The 22,142-nt window shown below is 70.1% G+C and carries 25 protein-coding genes; 11 read left to right on the top strand and 14 right to left on the bottom strand.

The features are described 5' to 3' along the window. Positions 1–23: 23 nt before the first annotated feature. The 4 genes from D7X12_RS45605 (at position 24) to nagZ (ending at position 5,273) form a co-directional block, all read left to right on the top strand. A complete protein-coding gene (locus D7X12_RS45605) occupies positions 24–992 on the top strand; it encodes an AAA family ATPase (RefSeq protein WP_120627307.1) in 969 nt (322 codons plus the stop codon). A gap of 16 nt (positions 993–1,008) precedes the next feature. After that, entirely contained in the window at positions 1,009–1,890 is an 882-nt protein-coding gene (locus tag D7X12_RS22330; protein ID WP_120627306.1) for a DUF58 domain-containing protein, read from the top strand. Beyond that, positions 1,887–3,986 (top strand): BatA domain-containing protein, encoded by a 2,100-nt coding sequence (locus D7X12_RS22325; protein ID WP_120627305.1) that lies wholly within the window; start codon positions 1,887–1,889, stop codon positions 3,984–3,986. The genes D7X12_RS22330 and D7X12_RS22325 overlap by 4 nt, the downstream gene beginning before the upstream one ends. A gap of 222 nt (positions 3,987–4,208) precedes the next feature. Then, positions 4,209–5,273, top strand: a complete 1,065-nt coding sequence (nagZ, locus tag D7X12_RS22320; protein WP_439329388.1) for a beta-N-acetylhexosaminidase — start codon at positions 4,209–4,211, stop codon at positions 5,271–5,273. Positions 5,274–5,339: 66 nt separating this feature from the next. Here the strand turns inward: nagZ and D7X12_RS42520 are convergent, their stop codons facing one another. The 6 genes from D7X12_RS42520 to D7X12_RS22295 form a co-directional block, all read right to left on the bottom strand. Beyond that, the gene (locus tag D7X12_RS42520; RefSeq protein ID WP_147443769.1) at positions 5,340–6,104 is read right to left on the bottom strand and encodes a hypothetical protein; all 765 of its coding nucleotides are present in this window, start codon (positions 6,102–6,104) and stop codon (positions 5,340–5,342) included. Next, complete coding sequence (locus tag D7X12_RS22315; protein ID WP_158620099.1) at positions 6,101–7,144, bottom strand: AAA family ATPase; 1,044 nt, start codon at positions 7,142–7,144, stop codon at positions 6,101–6,103. The genes D7X12_RS42520 and D7X12_RS22315 overlap by 4 nt, the downstream gene beginning before the upstream one ends. A gap of 167 nt (positions 7,145–7,311) precedes the next feature. Beyond that, a complete protein-coding gene (locus tag D7X12_RS22310) occupies positions 7,312–7,692 on the bottom strand; it encodes a hypothetical protein (protein ID WP_120627303.1) in 381 nt (126 codons plus the stop codon). A gap of 138 nt (positions 7,693–7,830) precedes the next feature. Next, positions 7,831–8,352 carry a hypothetical protein gene (locus D7X12_RS22305; RefSeq protein ID WP_147443768.1) on the bottom strand — a complete coding sequence of 174 codons (522 nt, stop codon included), beginning with the start codon at positions 8,350–8,352 and terminating at the stop codon, positions 7,831–7,833. A gap of 236 nt (positions 8,353–8,588) precedes the next feature. After that, positions 8,589–9,230 carry a thioredoxin-dependent thiol peroxidase gene (gene bcp, locus D7X12_RS22300; RefSeq protein WP_120627301.1) on the bottom strand — a complete coding sequence of 214 codons (642 nt, stop codon included), beginning with the start codon at positions 9,228–9,230 and terminating at the stop codon, positions 8,589–8,591. A 55-nt stretch (positions 9,231–9,285) separates the two neighbouring features. Continuing rightward, the gene (locus D7X12_RS22295) at positions 9,286–9,762 is read right to left on the bottom strand and encodes a hypothetical protein (protein WP_120627300.1); all 477 of its coding nucleotides are present in this window, start codon (positions 9,760–9,762) and stop codon (positions 9,286–9,288) included. A gap of 58 nt (positions 9,763–9,820) precedes the next feature. Between D7X12_RS22295 and D7X12_RS22290 the strand changes: the two genes are divergently transcribed. Then, the gene (locus tag D7X12_RS22290) at positions 9,821–10,462 is read left to right on the top strand and encodes a hypothetical protein (protein WP_120627299.1); all 642 of its coding nucleotides are present in this window, start codon (positions 9,821–9,823) and stop codon (positions 10,460–10,462) included. Between the two features lie 40 nt (positions 10,463–10,502). Here D7X12_RS22290 and D7X12_RS22285 read toward each other — a convergent pair whose 3' ends face one another. Then, on the bottom strand, positions 10,503–11,825 hold the full coding sequence (locus D7X12_RS22285) for a response regulator (RefSeq protein ID WP_120627298.1): 1,323 nt from the start codon (positions 11,823–11,825) through the stop codon (positions 10,503–10,505). A gap of 125 nt (positions 11,826–11,950) precedes the next feature. On the opposite strand from D7X12_RS22285, the gene D7X12_RS22280 reads away from it, so the two are divergent. From D7X12_RS22280 to D7X12_RS22270, 3 genes are read left to right on the top strand one after another with little or no spacing between them, the layout of a single operon-like run. After that, entirely contained in the window at positions 11,951–12,271 is a 321-nt protein-coding gene (locus tag D7X12_RS22280) for an MXAN_6627.5 family MYXO-CTERM protein (RefSeq protein ID WP_120627297.1), read from the top strand. Positions 12,272–12,309: 38 nt separating this feature from the next. Beyond that, complete coding sequence (locus D7X12_RS22275) at positions 12,310–13,350, top strand: class I SAM-dependent methyltransferase (RefSeq protein WP_120627296.1); 1,041 nt, start codon at positions 12,310–12,312, stop codon at positions 13,348–13,350. 53 nt (positions 13,351–13,403) lie between these two features. Then, positions 13,404–13,982, top strand: coding sequence for a Uma2 family endonuclease (locus D7X12_RS22270; protein ID WP_120627295.1), 579 nt, complete (start codon positions 13,404–13,406; stop codon positions 13,980–13,982). Here the strand turns inward: D7X12_RS22270 and D7X12_RS22265 are convergent. The 6 genes from D7X12_RS22265 to pdxR form a co-directional block, all read right to left on the bottom strand. Then, positions 13,979–14,911, bottom strand: coding sequence for a tetratricopeptide repeat protein (locus D7X12_RS22265; protein ID WP_120627294.1), 933 nt, complete (start codon positions 14,909–14,911; stop codon positions 13,979–13,981). The two genes, D7X12_RS22270 and D7X12_RS22265, sit on opposite strands and share 4 nt — an antisense overlap. Continuing rightward, a complete protein-coding gene (locus tag D7X12_RS22260; protein ID WP_120627293.1) occupies positions 14,898–15,977 on the bottom strand; it encodes an MBL fold metallo-hydrolase in 1,080 nt (359 codons plus the stop codon). Before D7X12_RS22260 ends, D7X12_RS22265 begins: the two co-directional genes overlap by 14 nt. Further along, positions 15,950–16,543 carry a hypothetical protein gene (locus D7X12_RS22255; protein ID WP_120627292.1) on the bottom strand — a complete coding sequence of 198 codons (594 nt, stop codon included), beginning with the start codon at positions 16,541–16,543 and terminating at the stop codon, positions 15,950–15,952. The genes D7X12_RS22260 and D7X12_RS22255 overlap by 28 nt, the downstream gene beginning before the upstream one ends. A gap of 37 nt (positions 16,544–16,580) precedes the next feature. Beyond that, positions 16,581–17,045, bottom strand: coding sequence for an SRPBCC family protein (locus D7X12_RS22250; RefSeq protein ID WP_120627291.1), 465 nt, complete (start codon positions 17,043–17,045; stop codon positions 16,581–16,583). Then, a complete protein-coding gene (locus tag D7X12_RS22245; protein ID WP_120627290.1) occupies positions 17,042–17,410 on the bottom strand; it encodes an ArsR/SmtB family transcription factor in 369 nt (122 codons plus the stop codon). The genes D7X12_RS22250 and D7X12_RS22245 overlap by 4 nt, the downstream gene beginning before the upstream one ends. A 68-nt stretch (positions 17,411–17,478) precedes the next feature. After that, positions 17,479–18,975: a MocR-like pyridoxine biosynthesis transcription factor PdxR gene (gene pdxR, locus D7X12_RS22240; RefSeq protein ID WP_244224717.1), complete on the bottom strand. Its 1,497-nt coding sequence runs from the start codon at positions 18,973–18,975 to the stop codon at positions 17,479–17,481. Positions 18,976–19,041: 66 nt separating this feature from the next. Here pdxR and D7X12_RS22235 point away from each other — a divergent pair, with 66 nt between their 5' ends. From D7X12_RS22235 to D7X12_RS42515, 3 genes are all read left to right on the top strand, one after another. Then, positions 19,042–19,785 carry an NIPSNAP family protein gene (locus tag D7X12_RS22235; protein WP_120627288.1) on the top strand — a complete coding sequence of 248 codons (744 nt, stop codon included), beginning with the start codon at positions 19,042–19,044 and terminating at the stop codon, positions 19,783–19,785. Between the two features lie 26 nt (positions 19,786–19,811). After that, a complete protein-coding gene (locus tag D7X12_RS22230; protein WP_120627287.1) occupies positions 19,812–20,291 on the top strand; it encodes a hypothetical protein in 480 nt (159 codons plus the stop codon). A 75-nt stretch (positions 20,292–20,366) separates the two neighbouring features. After that, on the top strand, positions 20,367–20,615 hold the full coding sequence (locus D7X12_RS42515) for a YajG family lipoprotein (protein WP_147443767.1): 249 nt from the start codon (positions 20,367–20,369) through the stop codon (positions 20,613–20,615). Between the two features lie 49 nt (positions 20,616–20,664). Here D7X12_RS42515 and D7X12_RS22220 read toward each other — a convergent pair whose 3' ends face one another. Beyond that, positions 20,665–22,125 (bottom strand): DNA/RNA non-specific endonuclease, encoded by a 1,461-nt coding sequence (locus tag D7X12_RS22220; RefSeq protein WP_120627308.1) that lies wholly within the window; start codon positions 22,123–22,125, stop codon positions 20,665–20,667. Between the last annotated feature and the right edge of the window lie 17 nt (positions 22,126–22,142).

Here is a 22,142-nt window from a genome sequence, read left to right as displayed (position 1 = left end):
GACTAGTCGTCGGCAGCGTCAGATTGTATAAGAGACAGGCCCAGGCCCGCAACGCGATCGTCGAACAGATTGAAAAGCGCGTCGTCGGCCAGCGTGACGTGGTGGAGCACCTGCTGATTTCGCTCTTCAGCCGTGGCCACTGCCTCTTCGTGGGCGTGCCGGGCCTGGCGAAGACGCTGCTCATCTCCACGCTGGCGGACGTGCTCAACCTTTCCTTCAACCGCATCCAGTTCACTCCGGACCTGATGCCGTCGGACATCACCGGCACGGACATCCTGGAAGAGGACAAGACGACGGGCCGCCGCTCCTTCCGCTTCATGCAGGGGCCCCTGTTCGCGAACATCATCCTCGCGGACGAGGTCAACCGCACGCCGCCCAAGACGCAGGCCGCGCTCCTCCAGGCGATGCAGGAGTACCGCATCACCGCCGGCGGAAGGACCTACCCGCTGGAGCTGCCCTTCCTCGTCTTCGCCACGCAGAACCCCATTGAACAGGAGGGCACCTATCCCCTCCCCGAGGCGCAGCTGGACCGCTTCATGTTCCTGGTGGACGTGGGCTACCCCTCCGCCGAGGAGGAGGTGCAGATCGTCAAGAGCACCACCTCCGGCGCCCCTCCGAAGCTGGAGAAGATCCTCTCGCCCGAGCGCATCCTCGCGCTCCAGGAGCTGGTGCGCCGCGTGCCGGTGCCGGACCACGTGGTGCGCTACGCGGTGGAGCTGGTGCGCCACACGCGCCCCAAGGAAGCGGGCGCGCCGGACTTCGTGGCGAAGAACGTGTCGTGGGGCGCGGGGCCTCGCGCGAGCCAGTACCTGGTGCTGGCGGCCAAGGCGCGCGCCATCCTGAATGGCCGCTTCGTGGCCACGGTGGAGGACGTCCGTGCGCTGGCGAGGCCCGTGCTGCGCCACCGCGTGCTGCCGAACTTCACCGCGGAGAGCGAAGGCATCACGTCGGTGAAGATCGTCGACCAGCTCCTCACGGTGGTGAAGGGCTAGTCCGCCCGTCCACGCCATGGCGCTGCTCGACGCCCAGACGCTGTCCCGCCTCCAGGGCGTGAAGCTGCGCGCCCGCGCGGTGATGGAGGGCGTGCTGTCCGGCCTCCACAAGAGCCCGCATCAGGGCCAGAGCGTGGAGTTCGCGGAGCACAAGGAGTACGCCCCCGGCGACGAGCTGCGGCACCTGGACTGGAAGGCGTACGGCAAGTTCGACAAGTACTACGTCAAGCGCTTCGAGCATGAGACGAACCTGCGCTCGGTGATGGTCGTGGATGCGTCCGCGTCCATGGGCTACCAGAGCGGGGCCCTGTCCAAGCTGGAGGTGGCGAAGACGCTCGCGGGCGCGCTCAGCTACCTGCTCGTGCGGCAGCAGGACGCGGCGGGGCTCGCGGTGATGGTGGGCGGCGCGTTTCGAGACGTGCCCCCGCGCGCGTCGGCGGGCCACCTCAACGTGCTGCTGGACGCGCTGGAGCACACCGAGGCGAAGGGCCCCACGGACCTGGGCAGCGCGGCGGATCACCTGGCGGAGGTGCTGCCCCGGCGCTCCACCGTCATCGTGCTGTCGGACCTGCTGGACGAGCGGCAGGAGGCGCTGAAGCGGGTGCTCGCGCTGCGGCAGCGCAAGAACGACGTGGCGGTGTTCCACCTGGTGGACCCCGCGGAGCTGACGTTCCCCTTCGATGACCCCACGCTCTTCCTGGACATGGAGGGCGAGGGCCGCATCGAGGTGAACCCGCGTGAAATCCGGCAGAGCTACCTGGAGGAGTTCGGCGCGTTCCTCGCGGACGTGAAGGCGAAGTGCGCCGAGGCGGACGTGGACTACGAGCTGGTGCGCACCGACGAGCGGTTGGATGACGTGCTGCTGCGCTTCCTGGGGCGTCGCGGGAGGCGCAGGTGACGTTCGGCAACCCGTGGTTCCTCTTGGGCGCGCTGGGTGCGCTCATCCCCGTGCTGGTGCACCTGTTCGACCGGCGCCGGCCCCGGGCGCATCCGTTCGGGCCGATGGCGTTCGTGCTGCGCAGCCAGAAGCGCACGGCGAGCCGCCTCAAGCTGAAGCGGCTGCTGCTCTACACGCTGCGCACGCTCATCCTGCTGGCCATCCCGCTGGCGCTCGCGCGGCCGGAGTTCAGCCGCGACGCGCAGGCGGCCACGGTGACGCGGGGCCCCGCCGCCACGGCCATCATCCTGGATGCGTCGCTGTCCATGCGCTGGTCGGACGGCACGCCGCTCTTCGAGAAGGGCCGGGACGAGGCGCGCGACGCGCTGAAGGACCTGCTGCCGGAGGAGCCCGCGACGGTGCTGGTGTGCACGGGCTCGCCGGAGACGCCGCCCCCACCGGGCTTCGACCGGGCGCGGCTGCGCGCGCTCGTGGACGAGGCGAAGCCCACGTACGGAACGGCGGACCTGTCGCGCTGCCTGGACCTGGCGGCGCGGGCGCTGGAGGAGAGCCCGATGGCGGGCAAGCGCCTGGTGGTGGTCTCCGACATGACGGCCACGGGCTTCCGGCTGGAAGCGCCGCCGCCCACGGTGAAGGGCCCCACGGGCGAGCTGGTGAAGCCGGAGGTGGTGCTGCGCGACGTGGCGTCCGGCCGCGAGTCGCTGGACAACCACGCGCTCGTGGACCTGCGGGTGGAGCCCGCGCTCCAGGCGGGTCCGCGCTCGTACCAGTTCACGTTCACGGTGCGGAACTTCGGCGCGACGCCGGTGAAGGACCTGGAGGCCGCGGTGCGCGTGGGCGAGTCCACGCTGGCCAAGGGCTTCGTGGACGTCCCGGCCGGGGGCACGACGCAGAAGACGCTGACGGTGCGCTTCCCTCAAGGGGGCACGGTGGTGGGCGCGGTGACGCTGGCGCCGGACGCGCTGGCGGAGGATGACCGGCGGGCCTTCGTGCTGCCGGTGCCGCGCGGGCTGAAGGCGCTGGTGGTGAACGGCTCGCCGCACGCGACGCGCTACCGCGACGAGGCCTTCTTCGTGGACGCGGCGCTCACGTCGCCGGGCTCGCCGGTGGACGTGGCGGTGCGCGACGCGGAGGTGGGGCTGCGCGAGGACTTCACCGCGTATGACCTGGTGCTGCTGCTCAACGCGCCCGCGCCCTCGGTGGAGGAGGCGGCGAAGCTGACGGCCTTCGCGGAGAACGGCGGCGGCCTCTTCGTGAGCGTGGGCGACCACGTGAACCCGGAGGCGTACAACCAGCGGCTGGGCGCGCTGCTGCCTCGGCCCCTGCGGCTCGTGCGCACGAGCGCCGAGCGCGAGGACCCCGACGCGGAGACGAAGACGGCGAAGCTGGCGCAGGTGCAGGTGGACCATCCGCTGTTCGCGCCCTTCACCGGCCGCGCGGAGGAGGGGCTCATCGGGGCGCGCTTCTACAAGTACATGCTGCTGGAGGCGGACAGCCCGTCCGCGCCGGGCACGAGCCAGGTGCTGGCCACGTACGAGGACGGGGCGCCCGCGGTGGCGGTGGCGCGCCGGGGCAAGGGGCGCGTGGCGCTGTTCACCAGCACGGTGGACCGCGACTGGAGCGACTTCGCCATCCGCACGAGCTTCCTGCCGTTGATGCAGCGCTTCGCCGCGTACCTCACGGGCTCGCTGGAGGAGCGCGAGGAGGTGCGGGTGCGCGTGGGCGAGACGGTGACGCTCCGTCCCGAGGGCACGCAGAAGGTGGCCGCGGTGCGTGCGCCGGACGGGAGCGAGGTGCCGGTGAAGGCACAGCCGGACGGTTCGTTCGTCGCGGGCCCCACGGTGGAGCCGGGCGTGCACACGGTGGTGGGCGCGGACGGCAAGCCCGTGGCCGCGCTGGACTTCGCCGCCACGTTGGACCCCGCGGAGAGCGACCTGTCCCGCGTGCCCCAGGACACGCTGACGGCCTACTTCGGCGAGGACACGGTGAAGGCCTCCACGGGGGACGCGGACAAGCCCGCGGTGCCGCTGTGGACGTGGCTCATCCTGGCCGCGTGCCTGGCGTTCTTCTTCGAGGGCACGCTGCTGCGCAAGTAGCGGGGGCGCGCGTCATGGGGACGAGAGTCGTCCCCCCCCTGCCACCTGACGGGCGTGCCACCTCAAGGGCACACTTCCACGCCATGCGCTGGTTGCTCCGCGCCCTGACAGGCAGCCGACGCTCGTGATGCGCGTGGGTTGCCCCACGTGCGCCGCGCTCTGCCACACTGCGTGGCCGTGAGCCCTGCTTCCGCCCTCTATCGCGACTGCGCCCGCCTCTTCATGGTGGGCTTTCCTGGCACCCGCATCGACGCCGACCTCGCGTCGCTGATGGACGACGGCGTCTACGGCGCCATCCTCTTCAAGCGCAACGTGGGCACCGCCCAGGAGACGGCGGCGCTGTGCCATGAGCTGAAGGTGCGCGCGGGCAGGCCGTTCATCCTCTCCGTGGACCAGGAGGGCGGCCGGGTGGCGCGCCTTCGCGGCGAGCCTTTCACCGCGCTGCCGCCCATGCGAGAGCTGGGACAGCGCGGCGACGAGGCCCTGGCCGAACGCGTGGGCCGGCTGCTCGCGCACGAACTGCGCGCGGTGGGCTTCGACTGGGACTTCGCGCCCGTCCTCGACGTGGACACCAACGAAGCCAACCCCGTGATTGGCGACCGCAGCTTCAGCCGCGACCCGCACGAGGTGGGCCGGCTGGGCGTGGCGCTCGCGCGCGGACTGGAGGCAGGCGGCGTCGCGTCCTGCGGGAAGCACTTCCCGGGACATGGCGACACGACGACGGACAGCCACCTCACCCTGCCCCGGCTGCCGCACGACCTGGAGCGCCTGCGCCGCGTGGAGCTGGTGCCCTTCCAGGCCTTCGCCAAGGCGGGGCTCGCGTCGCTGATGACGGCGCACGTGCTGTTCGATGCGCTGGAGCACGGCGTGCCCGCGACGATGAGCCACCGCGCGCTGCACGGCATCCTGCGCCAGGAGCTGGGCTTCGACGGCGTGCTCGTCAGCGACGACCTGGAGATGAAGGCCATCGCGGACCACTACTCGGTGGCGGAGGCCGCGGTGCAGGGCACGCTCGCGGGCGTGGACCTGTTCCTCGTGTGCCACCGCGCGGACGTGCAGCGCGGCGCCATCGAAGCGCTGGTGAAGGCGGTGGAGTCCGGCCGCGTCCCGCGCTCGCGCATCACCGAAGCGCACCGGCGCCTGGACGCGCTCGCCGCCCGCTTCGCGCACCCCGCGGAGAACCGGCTCGCCACGCTGGGCGACACCGCGCACCGCGCCCTCGCGCAGGGCCTTGCCAGTGCGTTCACCGGCAAGGACCCCACGGAGGTCATGCTCGCGTCGCGCTGAAGCCGCCTATTGCTATCAACAACCATGGATTGACATCAGCTGCGCCGAGTACCAATCCAACCATTGCTACGATGCTGCGGCCTGGGCGACCTGCCAAGCCCCGGCTTGAAGCAGGCGGTTTTTAAGTGCTGTGACAACTTGCGGTGCATCCCAGAGGGACGAATAGAAAGCCTCGCAGCCCTTCTCCGCGTACCATCCCGCCATATTGGACCAAGCGTATTCTTTTGGACCTGATGTGGGGCCCATGGGGCGACTTGCCAGCCACTGTTCCACCGCACCAGCTCTACCTGGGAAGGCATCGCTCAAAGAGGCACACACGAGTCGTTCGAGCGTGTGTTTCCAAGGCAGTCCTGGAGCATGAGGATCCGGAGTCCACCAAACCACGACGGATACGGTAGTCGTGCCGCCGTCCAACAGGAAATCTCCAGAGAGGCTCCTCGTAAATTGAGGATCAAACTCCTTCACGATGTTCTCTACCGATTGAAGTGCCGATTGGATGCCGTGCCCAGCCATGGCATCGACTCTCGCATCTGAGTCAGCGTCGTAATTCACTACGAGTTGGCGAATTTTTTTCGTGGCACGTCCGCTCAACTTGGTCCTGAGTTCCTCTGGGACGAAATCATCCCCACCACAGGGCACGATGCGGACGAATTCTCCCGACGCGGATTCGTACCCGTACTGGCCCCCCGTAACCCGGTTTCCCCAAGGGTCCTTGACCACGTTCTTGGAAGGTGTCCGCAAACTGTTGCATCCCAGGTGCCGCAGCCAGCCATCCCAGAACGCACGATCATGATAGCCTTCACAAACAATGACTGACTCTTCCTGCTTCATCTCAGATCGTCCTCGATCTGCCCGCGGGCAAAGGCCATCTTGTCCCCACTGAATCGACTAGATACAAGCACTCCGTCGTTCAATTTGAGCCGGTAGGTCGAGAGAAACTGCAGATCCTCCTCAGTGGCCTCAAGCAACAAGGAGTCAATCAACTCCAAGCTATGGGTGGAGAGCACAATCTGCATTCCACGCCGCATACTGGCAATCAATGCCTTTGCGCTCTGCTGAATTGCTCGCGGATGCTGATGAACCTCAGGCTCCTCAATCAGCGCCAGTCCGCGTCCCTGGGATGCCAACTCAAGGCCTAAGCGCAACATAGAGCGTATGCCGTCGCCTGCTAAAGCAACCGGAACACTCTGGTCTGGATAAATCAGATGCAGGACTGGTTCGCCTTGAGGGTTCACCAGGATCTCGATATTCCGGAGACCTGGAATTATTGCCTCCAAGAGTTCGCGAACTTCCTCTCTGCGACCGTGTGTCACTGCACCAGTGAAAAGAGTTGGAAGAGGTGTTTTCATCCCACCACCTCGCATATCGATGAATCGAACGCTTGGCGCCAGCCTCAACTCATCCGGCAAACGTTCCGGGACCTGGGCAAACTCGTAGGTATTGTCGGCCGCGAAGGCAGTCCATGCGACGATCCCTTGCGTAGCGCCCTGGCAAGTCGCTTCAACCGAACTGTATGGTCGCTCTTTGCGCTGGCCGGCCAACTTCTCCGCTAACGATTCTGGGACCTCAGTCTGCCATGTCAGTCTGCACGTTCGCGACGACTTCTGACTGTTTGTAATAGTCAGATCTACTGGCCCATCGTCTCCTTGACGCCAAAGCAGCCAGCGGGCATCTGCATCCCGCTCGGTCCTTCTACGAACTGCTCGCCCAACCGCGTCGCCAAGCGACAAGCTGGTCGCAATCAGCAACGCATCAAGGATCGTGCTTTTGCCACTGCTGTTGGGACCTACCAATACCGTCAATGGGGTGAGCTCGTTGAGCCGCCCCTCTCGGATTCCACGCAGGTTCTTGATTTGTATCGATTCGATCACGGTGGAAGAATGCAGGGAGGGCGTCAAACAAGCCTAAGCCAAGAGCTTCAATCCATTGTCGCCGCTCATCCTTAGGCGCAGTGAGGGGTACGCGCAATACCGACAAGCCACGGAGCATGAAACCGGCCATCGCGATGTAGGTAAAACATGGAGAGCACCCGGCGCCCTCAGGCGTCACTCCGTGTCGTGGTGGCCTTGGATGAACTGCTGCGTCCCCCCGGATCGCGCGTGGGCTCCTGGGGCGTGGTGAAGCCGGGCGCGCCGATCTCGTTCTGCTTCCCCTGGGCACCCGCGGGCTCTGGCTGCAGCGGCATCCCCTTGTTGTCCTTGGGGACATCCGCGCCCTGCTGGCCGGAGCCTCCCGTGGCGGGCGGGGCGGCCATCGGCTCCGCGGGCGTTCCGGGCTGCTGCGTGTTGGCGACGCCCTCGTAGCGGCTCCCCTCGCGGGGCATCATGGGCTTGTCGCGGTTGCAGCCGGGACCGACCAGCGCGACCGTGGCGGCGAAGGTCCCCAGCAGCGTCCAGCGATAGAGGGCTTTGGAACTCATGACCTGGCTCCTTCTGGAGGCGTTGAGGGCCTCGACGGTAAGGAGTGGCCACTTGGCTTCCCCGAAGGGAGTGGCGGGGCCGGAGCGTGGGCGCCCGCCGGCACGCCGGCCGGTGGGACGCCCTGGACTCCGGTACGACTAGCGCTGCTGCAGGTAGACGGGCGGGCTGACGTAGCTGTAGGGCACGTCGTAGCCGCGCACGCCCTCGCTCGCGGTGGAGGCGCCCCAGCCACCCAGACCCTCGGCGGCGGGCGAGTAGCCGGCGCCGCCCATGGCGCCATAGCGGCGGGCCATCATGCCGCCCGTGTTGTCCCAGAGGGAGTTGTTCTCCTGACCGTTCGTGGCCCGCGTGCGCGGGTCGATGCTGGAGCCAATCTTCCCGATGGTCTCGTTGTAGCCCCGGTCCACCGTCAGCACGTGCTTGGGCAGCTTCGCGGCCGCGCCGTCCTGATGCGCACCCCCGGGGGCTTCCTTCCCCTGCTGCTCGGCCACGTTGTAGAGGGCCTCGGGCTGCTCGCCGCGCTGGGCGAAGACACCGCCCCGCGCCTCATCCGGCTGCTTGCCACCCGTCTCGGGGAGCCCGCCGCAGGCCGTGCCCAGCAGCACACCCGCCGCCACCGTCGCCGCCCCCACCCACCGCTGAATGCCTCGCTCGCGCATGCTCATCGTCTCCGCCATCCCCGAGGAAGGGTCATGCCGTCCGCGCCAACCACCGGGCACCCACCCGACGGCTGGCCTTGCCGGTCGCCCGCTGTCCGGCCCGAAGGCCTGGACGGGGCTGAATCAAAGGCCGGTCCCTCCCGGGGAGCGAGGGACCCGCCATGGGGAAGGCATACACGGTCCCGGCCTCCCTGTCCTGCCAGGAGTGCACCGCGAATCCGCCACCCCGCACCACCTCAGGCGCGCGCGCCCTTGCGGACCGGAGCCTTCGCTAATGCCTTGGGCGCGGAGCCCTTCTTCGCCGCCGCTTTCTTGACGGCAGCGGGCTTCTTCTCCGGAGCCGGCTTCGCGGCCGGAGCCGGCTTCGCGGCCGGAGCCGGCTTCGCCACGGGCGCCTTGGGGCCTGCGTCAGCGGGCTGCTGGAGCGCGGCCAGCACCTCCGCGACGTGCCCGGCCACCTTCACCTTGGGCCACACGCGCAGGACCTTGCCGTCCGGCCCGATGAGGAAGGTCGCGCGGATGAGGCCCATGAACTTGCGGCCATAGAGGGACTTCTCGCCCCACACGCCATACGCGTCCGCCACCGCGTGGTCCGGATCCGCCAGGAGTGAGAAGGGCAGGCCCTGTTTCGTGGCGAACTTCTGGTGGCTCGCGGTGCTGTCCGGCGACACGCCCAGCACCACGGCGCCGGCCTTCACCAGCGCGGAGTGCTCGTCGCGGAAGTCGCACGCCTCCGTGGTGCAGCCGGGCGTCGCGTCCTTCGGGTAGAAGTAGAGGACGACGTGACGTCCCTTGAGCTGCGAGAGGGAGACGGTGGCGCCGCTCTGGTCGGGGAGCGAGAAGCCGGGGGCCTTGTCACCTGCTTGGGGCATGGGCATGTGACGCTTCCATACCCAGCCCCCGGGGGCTTCTCAACCCCGCGAGCACCTTCCGTCAGTGCCCTTCCTCGCCCGGCGGGTGGTCGTTGGCCTCCAGGCGGACCAGCTCCGCCTGACAGTCCTCCAGCGCCTTGCGCAGCAGGTCACGGCCCGGCTCCGTCGTGGTGCCGCCCAGCTTCTTGGCGAGCGCCTCGCAAGCGGCGCGCCGGGTCTCCACCTCACTGGCGCCCGCGCCCGTCGCGCCGGGACGGGCCAGGGGGCGCGCGGGAATCTGTTCGCGGGCGGCCTTCAGCGAGGCCAGTCGCCTGTCGGCCTCCGGACGGCTCCGGGAGTCCTTGGGGACGGCCTCCAGTTGGGAGATGACCTCCGTCCAGGCTGCGTCCCTCGGGGGCACCTTCTGGTTGATCAGCTCCTGGTAGCGCCCGTTGGCCTTGGCGAGCTGCTCCGGACCCGTGTCCTTGGAACAACCCGACAGCGCGAGCAGGCCCAGGAGCAGCAGCGCGGCGGAGTGTCGAGGGTAGGCGGTGCACATGGCGGGGGTGCTTCCTCCTGCTGGCCACCCGGTTAAACCACGGCTAGGGTGCGCCGTCGTGGCTCCCATCCTGCTCGCCTTCCTGCTCGGCCTGACCCAAGGTCTGCTCCATGCCCTGGGGCCGGACCACTGCGCCGCCATGGCGACGCTCGGAACCCTGGGCGGCGGCCGCCGCCGCATCGCGATGGTGACGGCGCTGCGCTTCGCGCTGGGTCACGCGGCCATGCTGGGCGGCATCGCCGCAGTGTGCCTCTTCGCGGGCGTGGGCCTGTCGGAGACCTTCGAGCGCTGGGCGGAGGTGTTCGGCGGCGCCGTGCTGGTGGCGCTGGCCATCACTGCGCTGCTCTTCCCGAACAGCCTGGACCACGGCCACCCGCACCTGCCGGGCCACGACCGCAAGCCGCACGAGCACGTGCACACCGTGAGCACCGCCGCCGGGGCCTTCATGGCCATCAGCGGCGTGCGCTCGCTGCTCATCGCCCTGCCCCCGCTGCTGGTGGGCGGCAGCATGAGCCTGTCCGCGTGGACGTACCTGCCCGGCTTCGCGCTGGGCATCCTCATCGGCATGGGCGCGGTGGGGTTGGTGTTCGCGGAAGGGCTGTCACGCGCCAGCGCGCGGCTCAGCCTGTGGATCCAGCGCGGGGTCGCCCTGGGCTCCGGCGCGCTGGGCCTGTTCTGGATCGGCTCGCGGCTCGGGTAGCTCGCGGCACCGGAGCTTAGGGGCCGGACGCGGCCTGCGCCTACTGGCGCTTGTCCAGGATGCCCAGCGCCATCATCGACACCAGGAAGCCGTAGACGACGTGCTCCGGGCGGTTGGCGAACGCGAGCAGCTCCGCCACCACGCGGTTGCCGTCAATCTTGGGCAGCAGCTCCGCCTCCCAGCGCTCCAGCTCCACCTCGTTGAGACCGTAGGCGGGGGCGACGGCGGGGATGAGCCGATCCTCCGGCTGCAGGAGGCGGCGCAGGCGCTCCGGCTTGTAGAGCTTCTTGATGCCGCGGACGATGAGGTTCGCCGGGTGCACGTCCAGCTTGATGGACTCCGCGGAGGCCTTCTCCTTGAAGCTCATCACGTACGTGCCCTCCTCCCAGGAGAAGAGCGAGTAGATGATGGCCTTCACCTGCTGGCCCACGTAGTACAGCCGCTCCGTGTCCTTCAGCAGGGCGCGCTCCACCAGCACGTCGCCGGTGCGCCGGTGGCTCAGCGCCGCGACGGCGGACGCGTCCTGGAGCTGCTCGGCCTTGATCTTCCCCACGCGCACCAGGAACTGGCCGAAGCGGTCCGCCAGCAGGTTGGAGAGCGCGAACACCGGGGTGCCATTCTCGAAGTAGACGACCTTCTTCACCTTGCCGCGCTGGATGCCCAATTCGCCCGTCTCGCGCGACAGGTAGAAGGCGGTGAGCAGCGACGGAAGGTTGTCGCGCAGCTCGCCCCGGCGGCTTCCCGGCGCGCCCGCGCCCACCGGCAGCGGATCCGGCGGACGGCCCGGCGTGGGAGCCCGCACCTGGGTGGAGGGCACCTTCTGCATGGGCGTGGCGGTGAGGTTCGCGCCCCGGATTTCGGCCGTGAGGTTGCCGCCGCCGGTGACCTTGATGCGGCCCGTCAGCTCCATCGCATCCTGGGGGCCCTCCTCCTCCACGTCGATGTCCAGCTCCACCTCGAAGGCGTCCTGGAGCGAGGCGGCGGGGGACTTCTTCTCGGCGGGCAGCACCTTGGCCACCGCTTCGAGCAGCTTCTGCGCCTCGAAGGGTTTCTCGAAGTAGCCGGCCGCCTGGTACTTCTGGCGCGCCTCGTTGGCGTGCTTGCCGCCCTTGAAGACACCCGTGATGAAGAGCAGCGGGAGCTGGGGGTTGTCCTTCCTGAGCGTGTCCGCCAGGTGGTAGCCCATCATGTCCGGCAGCAGGATGTCCAAGACGGCACAGCCGGGCGGCTGGGCACGCGCGGCCTCGATGCCCTGCTTGCCACGGCTGGCGCCCACCACCTCATACCCGGCGTCCTCGAAGAGCTGGGTGAGGAGGGAGAGGAGCTCCTGGTTGTCGTCCACGACGAGGATTCGAGGCGCCATCGCGGGGGGACCGTAGCAGATTCGGACGCCCTGTCGGCCAGCGATTCCGGGAAGAGCGGGAGGGGTGTCCCCCTCAGTGGAAAGATGCAAGCGTGCCGCCGGGGCGTTAGGGTGGCCCCCGCCTCATGTCCTCCCTCTTCTCGCGAATCCGCCCGGCAGGGCTCCTCACCTGTCTCCTCCTGCTCTCCCCCCTGATGGCGTTCGCCCAGACGGCGCCGGACGCCGGGGACGATCCCGGCGGCGAGGAGGGCGAGGACACCACGGGCCGCGTCCCTACCGACTGTCGCAGCACGAGTGACTGCGCCCCGCGCTTCACCTGTGCGGTGGGCAAGTGCAAGTACACCGGCGTGCGTCAGGCGAAGACCCAGGGCTGCATGCTGGGGCCCGAAGCCGCGGTGATGGTGCTGGGCGTGGCCGCGGTGGCCGGCGCCCGACGCCGCCGGTAGCCCCCCGCAAAACCCCCTCTTCCTAGGAGCGACGCGCGATGCGGCTGGGCCTCAAGGCGGACAACCTCCTGGAGCGGGTGGCGGACTTCCTCAACCTGGCGCCCCAGCCCCTGGCGCACGCCTTCTTCGGGATGATGGCGTCGCGCACGCTGATGGCCGGCGCGCGCCTGGGCGTCTACGCGGCGCTGGCGGACGGCGCGGCGACCGCGGAGGCGCTGGCAGCCCGGCTCAAGACGAGCACCGAGGGCATGCGGGCGCTGCTGGAAGCGCTCATCGCCTGCGAGGTGGTGGAGCTGCAGCGGGGCCGCTTCCGGCTGGCCCCTCGCGCGCGGCGGTGGCTGGACCCGCGCTCGCCGCAGGCCATCACCGCGTTCCTGGAGTTCAACTACGCCCAGTGGGACTGGTGGGGGCAGCTGGAGAACGCGGTGAAGAGCGGGCAGTCGGTGGACATCCACCAGTTCGCTCCGGACGACCCGCGCTGGCGCGACTACATCCAGGCCATGTACCAGCTGGCGCGGCTGGCCTCGCCGGAGGTGGCGGCGGCCATCCCCCTGCCCCGTGGGGCGAAGCAGCTCTTGGACCTGGGCGGCGCGCACGGCTGGTACGCGGCGGAGCTGTGCCGGGTGCACCGGGGATTGAAGGCCACGGTGCTGGACCTGGAGGGCAGCGTGCGCGTGGGGCGGGAGATCATCGCCCAGGCGGGGCTGTCACACCGGGTGACGCACCGGGAGGGGGACGTGCTGCACGCGGAGCTGGGCGGGCCGTATGACGCCGTGCTGCTGTTCCAGGTGATGCACCACCTGACGCCCGCGCAGAACGTGGCGCTGCTGCGACGCGTGCGCGGGGCGATGGCGTCGAAGGGGACGCTGGCGGTGCTGGAGTACCTGCGCGAGGAGCGCGACACGGCGGGGACGTCCGCGCCGCTCATCGGGCTGCACTACTTCCTCACGTCGGGAGCGGCGGCGTACACGCCCGCGGAGGTGGAGGGCTTCCTGGACGACGCGGGGTTCCGCGTGCAGAGCAGCCGGCCCATCCGCCACCTGCCGCTGCAGACGCTGCTCATCGCGCAGCCGGCGTAGCGCCGCCCGTCCGGACGCTTGTCAGACGGCGTTGCTGTCTCCACACTCCAGGCATGGCCCATGGCGCGCAGACGCTCGGGGGTCCCGCGACCCTCGCTGATATCGAGGCCCTGCCCGAGGGCGTGGTGGGCGAGATCATCGACGGAACGTTGTACACGCATGCGCGGCCCCGGGCCGGGCATGGTTATTTCGGTTTCAGGATCCTGCGCGAGCTGGATGAGCCGTTCCAGTTGGGCGAGGGCGGGCCGGGCGGCTGGTGGCTCATGCTCGAGCCCGGCATCCGGGTGGAGGGCTCTCCGGAGTTCAGCCCGGACCTCGCGGGCTGGCGACGCGACCGGGTCCCCGCGCTGCCGGAAGGACAGTGGACGGACGTGCCCGACTGGGCGTGTGAAATCCTCTCACCGTCGACGCGCGGCTACGACCAGCGCATCAAGCGGCCGTTCTACGCGCGCATCGGCATCCGGCACCTGTGGTTCGTGGACCTGGAGGCGCGCACCCTGACCGTGAGCCAACTGCGGGACGGCCGCTGGTTGGAGCTGGGCGTCTACAGCGACGCGGATGACCTCATCCGGGTGGCTCCGTTCGAGGACCTGGAGCTGCGGATGGCCTGGCTCTGGAAGTCGCTCGGCTAGGGCTGGGGCCGCTTCGGCTTCGCTTTCGCCTTCAGCTTCCGGGCGGCCTGCTCGCGCTCCTCCTGCACCTGCTGCTCCAGGAGTTCCTTGTGGAACTTCGCGAAGAGCGACGCCTCCAGCAGCCGGGGGTCGGGGGTCGGACCGACGTGTTCGAGGATGGCGTCCATCGCGGAGATGGACTCCAGCACCCGCTCCTCGCGGAGCAGCAGGAGGGCGCGCGACATGAGCGCCCCGGTCACGAGGGCCCGCATCCGCGGGTCCGTGTGCTGGCAGTAGCGCACGTCCACCTCGTCGAACTGGCCCAGCGCCTCGTCCTTGCGGCCCAGGCCCCGGAGCGCCTCGCCCTTCTGCTGGAGGGCTGCCGCCGTGTGCTCGACGTGGAGCGGGTCGTCGCTGCCGTCGAACATTGTCAGCAGCTCGTCCGACAGCCGCAGCGCTTCTTCGTACTGCTGCGCCTGGTTGTACGCGACGACCAGCAGTTCGCGCGCCATGCTCACCGGGGCGTGCAGCCCGTGCTGCTTCTCCAGGGCGCCAAAGCGACGCAGCACCGCGCCCAGGCCGGCGATGCCCAGGTCCGGGCGGTCCTGCTCCAACACCACGCGCGCGCGGTGGACCATGGCCCACGCCACGACTTCCCACAGCAGGGGCTGCTTCGCGCTCCAGAAGCGGCGCTCCACCTCCTCGAAGTGGACCAGGGCCTCGCCAATGCGGTCCGGGTGCTGCTCCGCCATCACCGCTCCCCGGTTGCCCAGCGCGCGCGCCACCTGGACCTGGAGCGCGGGCACCCGCGATGTCGTGAAGCGCCGGTACACCTCGTCACAGAGCGGAATCACTTCGTCCAGATGGCCCGAACGGATGAGCGCGCGCGCCCGGTCCATCATCGCCTTCGCCTCCACCTCCGGCGGCACCGCGCCCTCAGCGTCCGGCATCGGCACGCCCCTCGTCGGCCAGCGGCGGCACGTCGCGGCCCTCGCCGAAGTCGAGCGCCCAGAAGCGCGGCCGGACCTCCTCCTTCAACAACAGCCGCAAGAGCAGGTACTTCGCTTCGTCCTGCCCGTCGAACGCCATGGGGAAGGTGCCGTAGTGCATCGCCACCGACGTGTTCGAGCGCAGCACGCGGTGCGCCTGGAGCGCCTCCGCCGGCCCCATGTGCACCGGGTGGATGACGCGGGGACGGAACGCGCCAATGGGCAGCACCGACAGGCGCATGGGCCCGAAGCGCTCCGCGATGCGGTCGAAGTGCGGGCCCAGCCCCGTGTCGCCCGCGAAGAGCGCCGGGCCTCCGGACGTCTCCAGCACCCAGCCGGCCCACAGCGTCTCCTCCTGGTCCGTCAGCCCCCGGTTCGAGCGGTGCTGCGCGGGCACCGCCGTCACCTTCAGCCCCGGAGGCCCGCTCTTCGCGGACTGCCACCAGTCCAGCTCCTCCACGCGCTGGAAGCCCTCGCGCGTGAGCAGCTCGCGGTTGCCCAGGCCCACGAGGAACAGCGGGTGGTGCGCGGCCTCCAGCCGCCGCAGCGTGGGCAGGTCCAGGTGGTCGTAGTGGTTGTGGCTCACCACCACGACGTCGATGGGCGGCAGGTCCTCGAAACGGATGCCCGGGGGCCGCACGCGCTTGGGACCCACGAAGGACACGGGGCTCGCCCGGTCCGAATAGATGGGGTCCGTCAGCACGTTCACCCCGTCCGCCTGGAGCAGCACCGTGGCGTGGTTGATGAACGTCACGCGCAACTGGCCCGCGCCCACGCGCTCGGGAGGCCTGGGGCCAAAGGGCAGGTCCGCGTAGTCGCGCCACGCGCCGCGCTCCTCCTGCAGCGCGGCCTTCAGGAGCTTGAGGGGTGGCAGCTTCGGCGCGTCGCCCAGGTTCTGGAACGTCTCGCCGTCGTAGTGGTCCGTCACCGGCCCGCGGTGCACGGTGCCGGCGAAGCAGCCCGTCCACAGCGACAGGGCCAGCGCGGGCCACAGCCGCATCACTTGATGACGATGGTCCAGTCGCATTCGAAGGGCTCTCCGTCGAGGGATGGCAACACGTAACGCGAGGCCTGGATGCTCGCCAGGGCCTGCGCGAGCAGTTCCGGGGGCAGGTTCGCTTCCCGCACCTCGCACCGCTGGGGCACGCCGCCCTCCACCAGCCGGCACGTCACGCGCACGTGGTGCTTGCGCCCCTCGCGCCAGCGCTCGAAGGCCTCCTGGAACACCGGGTCATCCGGCGGGCCGCCGCGCACGCGCCGGGGCTCCTTCACGTGCTGGGACAGCCACGCACAGGCGTCCTTCACCTGCCCGTCACAGGCCTTGCCCATCAGGGACAGCGCGCGCAGGCGCTCCGGCCCCTTCGCGTCCGAGGCCAGCAGGGTCAGCGCCTGGTCGAAGCAGTGCTTCGCCGTGCGCACCGTGCACTCCTCGGTGGTGGGCGGAGGCGTGTTCGCGGCGAAGGCGCCCACGGGCGCGGGGCGCATGGGGTCCTCCACCACGCGCGCCGGGTCGCTGCGACGCGGCCCGCATGCGGACACGGCACACAGGAGCGCCAGCGCGGACCACCGGAAGGACTGCGGACGCCAGGTCATGGCGCCATCGTAGACGGCCCGCGCCCCGGAAGGGACCTCAGCCGTGCGCCACGAAGCGCGAGTCCCCGCCCAGCAGCGCGTCCAGGTTGCCCAGGAGCCGGCCCCACTCCTTCCGCGTACCCTCGTGGTACTGCTCGAAGCCGGGGCTCATCTGATGGGTGAGGGTGACCTCACAGCCCGAGTCCAGCGGAGCAATGTCCACGGTCACCACGTCGTACACCTCCGAGTACTTGGGGACCGCGAACGTGAACACCAGCCGGCGCGGCCGGTCGAGTTCCAGGTACTTGCCGGTGTGCTCCACCTCCTCGCCGTCGCGCAGGTCGCTGAGGTGGAAGGTGCCGCCCACGCGCGCGTCGATCTCCGTGCGCACCAGCGGCGTGGCGCGCGTGGTGAACAGGAAGTGGCGGACCTTCTCCGGATCCAACCAGGCGTCGAAGACGCGCTCGGCGGAGGCCTTGAAGCGGTGGGTGACCTGGATCTGGACGGGAGGGGGCGGGCTCATCGGGTTCGGCCTTTCTTGTCAGGAGGGGTGGAGGCCGCGGCGCGGTCCTCCGCTTGGAGCAGGTCATCGAGCGCCTGCAGGCGGGCGCTCCAGTTCGCGCGCTGCGCATCCATCCAGCGCGCCACGTCGTCCATCGGCTTCGGGGTGAAGGACAGCAGGTGCTCGCGCCCCTCGCGGCGCCGGTGCACCAGGCGCGCGCGCTCCAGCACGCGGATGTGCTTGGACACCGCGTTGAGGGACATGGCGAAGGGCTCCGCCAGCTCCGTCACGCGCGTCTCCCCCGCCGACAGGCGCTGGAGGATGGCCCGTCGCGTGGGGTCCGCCAGCGCCAGCAGCGTCTGGTCCAGGTGGTTCGGTGCTCGCATTGTTCAACCTCAGGGTTGAATATCAGCGCGGGTGCTCGGGCTGTCAAGACAGGCGCCGGGCTTCAGCTTCAGCGTGCGGCTTCCAGCGCCCGGGCCAGCGTGCGCGTCCCGGCGCGGAAGGCCTCCGGGCGCACGCCTCCGAAGCCGAAGACGAGGCCTGACTCACGGCGGCGGCCGAGGAAGTAGTCGGACAGGGCGGCCACCTCCACGCCCAGGCGGGCGGCCTCGTCGCGGACGCGCAGGTCGGACAGCGGGGAGGTGAGCGAGGCGGACACCTGCATGCCCGTGTCGCAGGGCCTGGGCGTCAGCGCGCCCGAGCAATCCGCGCGAAGGGCTTCGAGCAGCGCTTCGCCGCGCTCCCGGTAGGCCACCCGCATCCGGCGCAGGTGGCGGCCAAAGTGGCCCTCCGCGAGGAACACCGCCAGCGCCGCCTGTTCCAGTGAGGAGGCGGGCGCGATGGTGGAGGCGCGCGCGGCGGCGAAGGCGTCCACCAGCGGAGGCGGCGCGACGAGGAAGCCCAGGCGCAGGCCGGGGAACATCGCCTTGCTGAACGTGCCCACGTAGACGACGCAGCCGGCTTCATCCAGGCCCTGGAGCGCGGTGAGGGGACGGCCCCGGTGGCGGAACTCGCTGTCGTAGTCGTCCTCGAGGATCCACGCGCGCGTGCGCTCCGCCCACTGGAGCAGCGCCATCCGCCGCGCGAGGCTCAGCGTGACGCCCAGCGGATACTGGTGCGAAGGCGCCACCAGCGCGACGCGGGCGCGAGCAGCGCGGGCGATGCCGGCACCCACGTCGAGCCCTTCCGCGTCCACCGGCACCGGCACCGGGCGTCCTCCCGCGGCGAGCACCGCGCGACGGGCGCCGGGGTAGCCCGGGTCCTCCAACCAGACAGCGTCTCCCGGGTCGAGCGCGAGCCGGAGGACCTCATCGAAGGCCTGCTGCGTCCCCGCGGTCACGAAGACCTGTTCGGGCACGCAGCGCACGCCGCGCGACGTGGCCACGTGGGCCGCGATGGCCTCCCGCAGCGGCGCATGGCCCGCGGGGTCGCCACCGTCGAGCAGGCCGGTGCTCGCGCGGGCATGGACTCGCGTCACCGTGCGGCCCCACAGCGCGGTGGGGAACAGGTCGAGCGCGGGCACTCCGGGACGGAACGCACGGGGCGCGGCCCCCAGGCGCGGCGCGCCGACGGGTGAGGACTTCAGGGCCCGCGCGGACGAGGCGAGCCGGGGACCTCGGGACACGCGGGGCGCGGCGCTCCGGGCCCGATCCTCCGGAGCGATGGGCAGCTCAGGCGCGACGCGGGTGGAGGAGCCCGCGCGGGCCACCACGTAGCCTTCGGCGGCGAGCGCATCCAGCGCCTGGAGGACGGTGCTCCGGGCCACGTCCAGCTCGACGGCGAGCTGGCGGGACGAGGGGAGGCGCAGTCCGGGCGGCAACGCGCCGGAGAGGATGCGCGTGCGGACGCCTTCGAAGAGCTGCTCGTGGAGCGGCGTGGAGGCGCGGGAATCCAGCCGCAGGAGCAGCGAGGTGGCGGCGTCCAACTGGTAGGGTCGACTCGGGCTCAAGTGGTCTTCATGACCCTACCAGCTTGCTGGCAAGGATGGCCTCCGCACCCGTCCTCCGGAAGCCTGATGCCGCCCCCTTCTGCTGCCTGCTGCTCGGTCATTGAACTGCGTCAGTACACGCTGCATCCCGGTCAGCGCGACGTCCTCATCCCGCTCTTCGACACGCACTTCGTGGAGACGCAGGAGGCGGTGGGGATGCACGTCGTCGGTCAGTTCCGCGACGAGGACCGGCTGGACCAGTTCGTGTGGCTGCGCGGCTTCCACGACATGGAGTCCCGCGCAGCCGCGCTGGGAGCGTTCTACGGAGGCCCGGTGTGGAAGGCGCACCGGGAGGCCGCGAACGCGACGATGCAGGACTCCGACAACGTCCTGCTGCTGCGCCCGGTGCGGCCGGACACGGGCCTGGAGCATCCGGGTCCACCGAGGCCTGCCGCAGGCACGGAGGCCCGTCCCGATTCGCGCGTGGAGCTGACGCTCTGCTTCCTGAAGGCCCCAGCCGACGAAGGCTTCACGGCGTTCTTCGAGCAACGCGTGCGTCCGGTGCTCGCTCGGACGGGGGCCCTGCCCCGGGGCCTGTTCCAGACCGAGCCCGCGCCGAACACCTTCCCTGCCCTGCCCGTGCGCACGGGCGAGCACGTCTTCGCCTGGCTCACCGTGTTCCCGGACGCCGCGCACCACCGCGAGCACCTTCGACAGCGGGCCGGGTCGACGGCGTGGACGGAGCAGGTGCTGCCCGGCCTCGATGACTGGTGTGGCAGGCCGCTCGAACGTCTGACGCTGTCACCCACCTCCCGCTCCCAGTTGCGTTGAGCCTCCTGCTGAAAGGACCTGCCTCCATGAAGCCCCTTCCTGCGTTCCCCACTGGCGACGTGCACGACTTCGACTTCTTGATGGGCGAGTGGGATTGCATCAACCGACGCCTCAAGAAGCGGCTGTCCGGCAGCGACGACTGGGACACGTTCTCCTCGAGGACGCGCTGCCAGCCGCACCTGGGCGGGGTGGCCAACGTGGAGGAAGCCGCCTTCGAGCGCGGCTTCTCCGGCATGGCGCTGCGGCTGTTCGACCTCCAGCAGCGACGCTGGTCCATCTACTGGGTCGACAGCCGCGGCGGCGTCCTCATGCCTCCCGTGCACGGGGGCTTCACGGGCGACCGGGGACTCTTCTACGGCGAGGACACCGACGACGGCCGCCCGGTCCAGGTCCAGTTCCGCTGGACCCGCCAGGGGGCGGATCGCGCGCGGTGGGAGCAGGCGTTCTCGCTCGACGGCGAGCACTGGGAGACGAACTGGGTGATGGAGTTCACGCGGGCGAAGTGAGTGACCCACCTTCGAACCTGGACTCCCACATGGGGCATCCGCTTGAATATCCGTCTTTTCCCGGAGATCCCTCGGATGCGCCATTTGGTCGCCGCTGCCCCGCTCTTCGCACTCGTCGGCTGCGCCTACGTGAACCTCTCTCCGAGCCCGACGCCGCGGCTCGGACCGAGGTCGTCGAGCCCGCAGCCCGTGAGCGTCCGGGTCGGTACGCCTCCTGAGAAGACCATCGAGGCGTCCGAGTCCGCCCCGGAGGGCTCCGAAACCGTGACGCCCGCGGCCCCTGCCGCCGGGGCCACCGCTTCCGCCAACTCGACGCAGGAGTGAACGAACCGGACGCGGCCCTCCTGCGTTCGGTTCGACAGCGTCGCCGCGCTCAGGCGGACGGCGGGGCTCGCAGCAGCGTCGCGGACTCGTAGAGGCTGGCCTGCTGGAAGGCCCCGGCCGCGGAGGTGTCCTTCTCCAGTTGCTCCTGCACGCCCTTGGGCAGCTGCGCGTAGAGGTCCTGGCCCAGCAGCGTCTCCAGCTGATCCACCGGCACGCGCGAGGACTCCAGCAGGGGGACGATCTTGTCCTTCTTCGACGGGCCGTCCTTCGTGTTCGGCACCATGTACGCGAACATCGTGAGGTGGCCGTTGGGCAGCTCCAGCAGCACCGTCTTGAAGTTGTGCGTGGGCACCGCGATCTTCCGGTCCTTCGCGCCCGTCGTCTCGATGGACTCGGGCGGCAGCGGCTTGCCCTTGTCGTCCAGGTACAGGTTGCCCGTGACGATGTAGGCCTTGCCGCCGGTGTCCTTCACCAGCTCCGACACGCCGCGCTCCAGCGTGCGCCACACCTGCTGGTTGTGGTTGCCGTGCTGGGGGGCGATGTTGGTCATGTAGTGGCTCTCGTCCATCGCCGCCTGCGTGGGCGAGTCCTCGGCCGCCTTCATGTGTCCCCGGTCGAAGCCGGTGTTGTTGTAGTCGGAGTCCGTGACGGCGCCGTTGCCCAGCTCCGGGTCGCGCACGAAGGTGCTGTTGAGCCGGTTGACGTCCGCGGGCGTCTCCTTCACGTCCGCCGCGGACAGCAGGTAGCTCACGAACTGGGGCGCGTTCTTCTCCGGATCCAACAGCGTGCGCGAGTACTCCTTCACCAGGTTCAGCCCCGGCGTCGCGCCCTCGCCGCCCACCGCGCGCAGCGGATCCATCTCACCCGCGACCTCGGCCACGCGGCTCTGGAAGGTCGCCATCTGCTGGTCGGGCACCCACTGCGTGTCCGCCGCCGTCCCCGTGCCCTTGGCCTGGTTCGCCTTGGACGCGTTGATGTAGGCCGTCAGCTCGTCCGCGGAGAGCTGCCCGTCGGCATTGCCGCCCAGCAGGTCCGCGCGCTTCGCCACCGACGCCTGCCAGGGGCTGTCGAACGCGTCCACTCCCACCGACTGCGCGCCACCCGCGAGCTTCGACTCGAGCGCGGCGCGCTGCTGCTGGAGCGCCGTGGACGTGAGGAACTGCGCGTCCGTGGGCGCGCGGAGGTACGTCTCCAGCTCCGCCGCGGACACCTGGCCGTTCTGCCCACGGCCCTCCACGCCGCCTTCGTCCGCCGCCTTCAGGAGCCGGCCCTGCCAGCTCTCGTCCGTCCAGCCGAACTTCTGCTGGAGGTCGGAGATGGGCACTTCCTTCGTGGCCGAGCGCTTCCAGCTTCCCCCCGTGGGGGCCACCACGGTGTTGGCGGCGGGAGCGGCACCGCCCGGCACGGCCCCGGCGGGCACCGCGGTGTTCGCGGGCGCGGCGGCGGTGTCGGAGGCATTCGCGGGCGTGGGGCGCGGGGGGGTGGCTCGCGTCGGGATTCGCAGCGACATGCGGTGGACGTCCTCGG

Source organism: Corallococcus sicarius (assembly GCF_003611735.1).
Classification (GTDB): Bacteria; Myxococcota; Myxococcia; order Myxococcales; family Myxococcaceae; genus Corallococcus; species Corallococcus sicarius.
The sequence above is the reverse complement of the archived record's forward strand: the minus strand, read 5'-3'. Positions and strand labels throughout refer to the sequence as shown.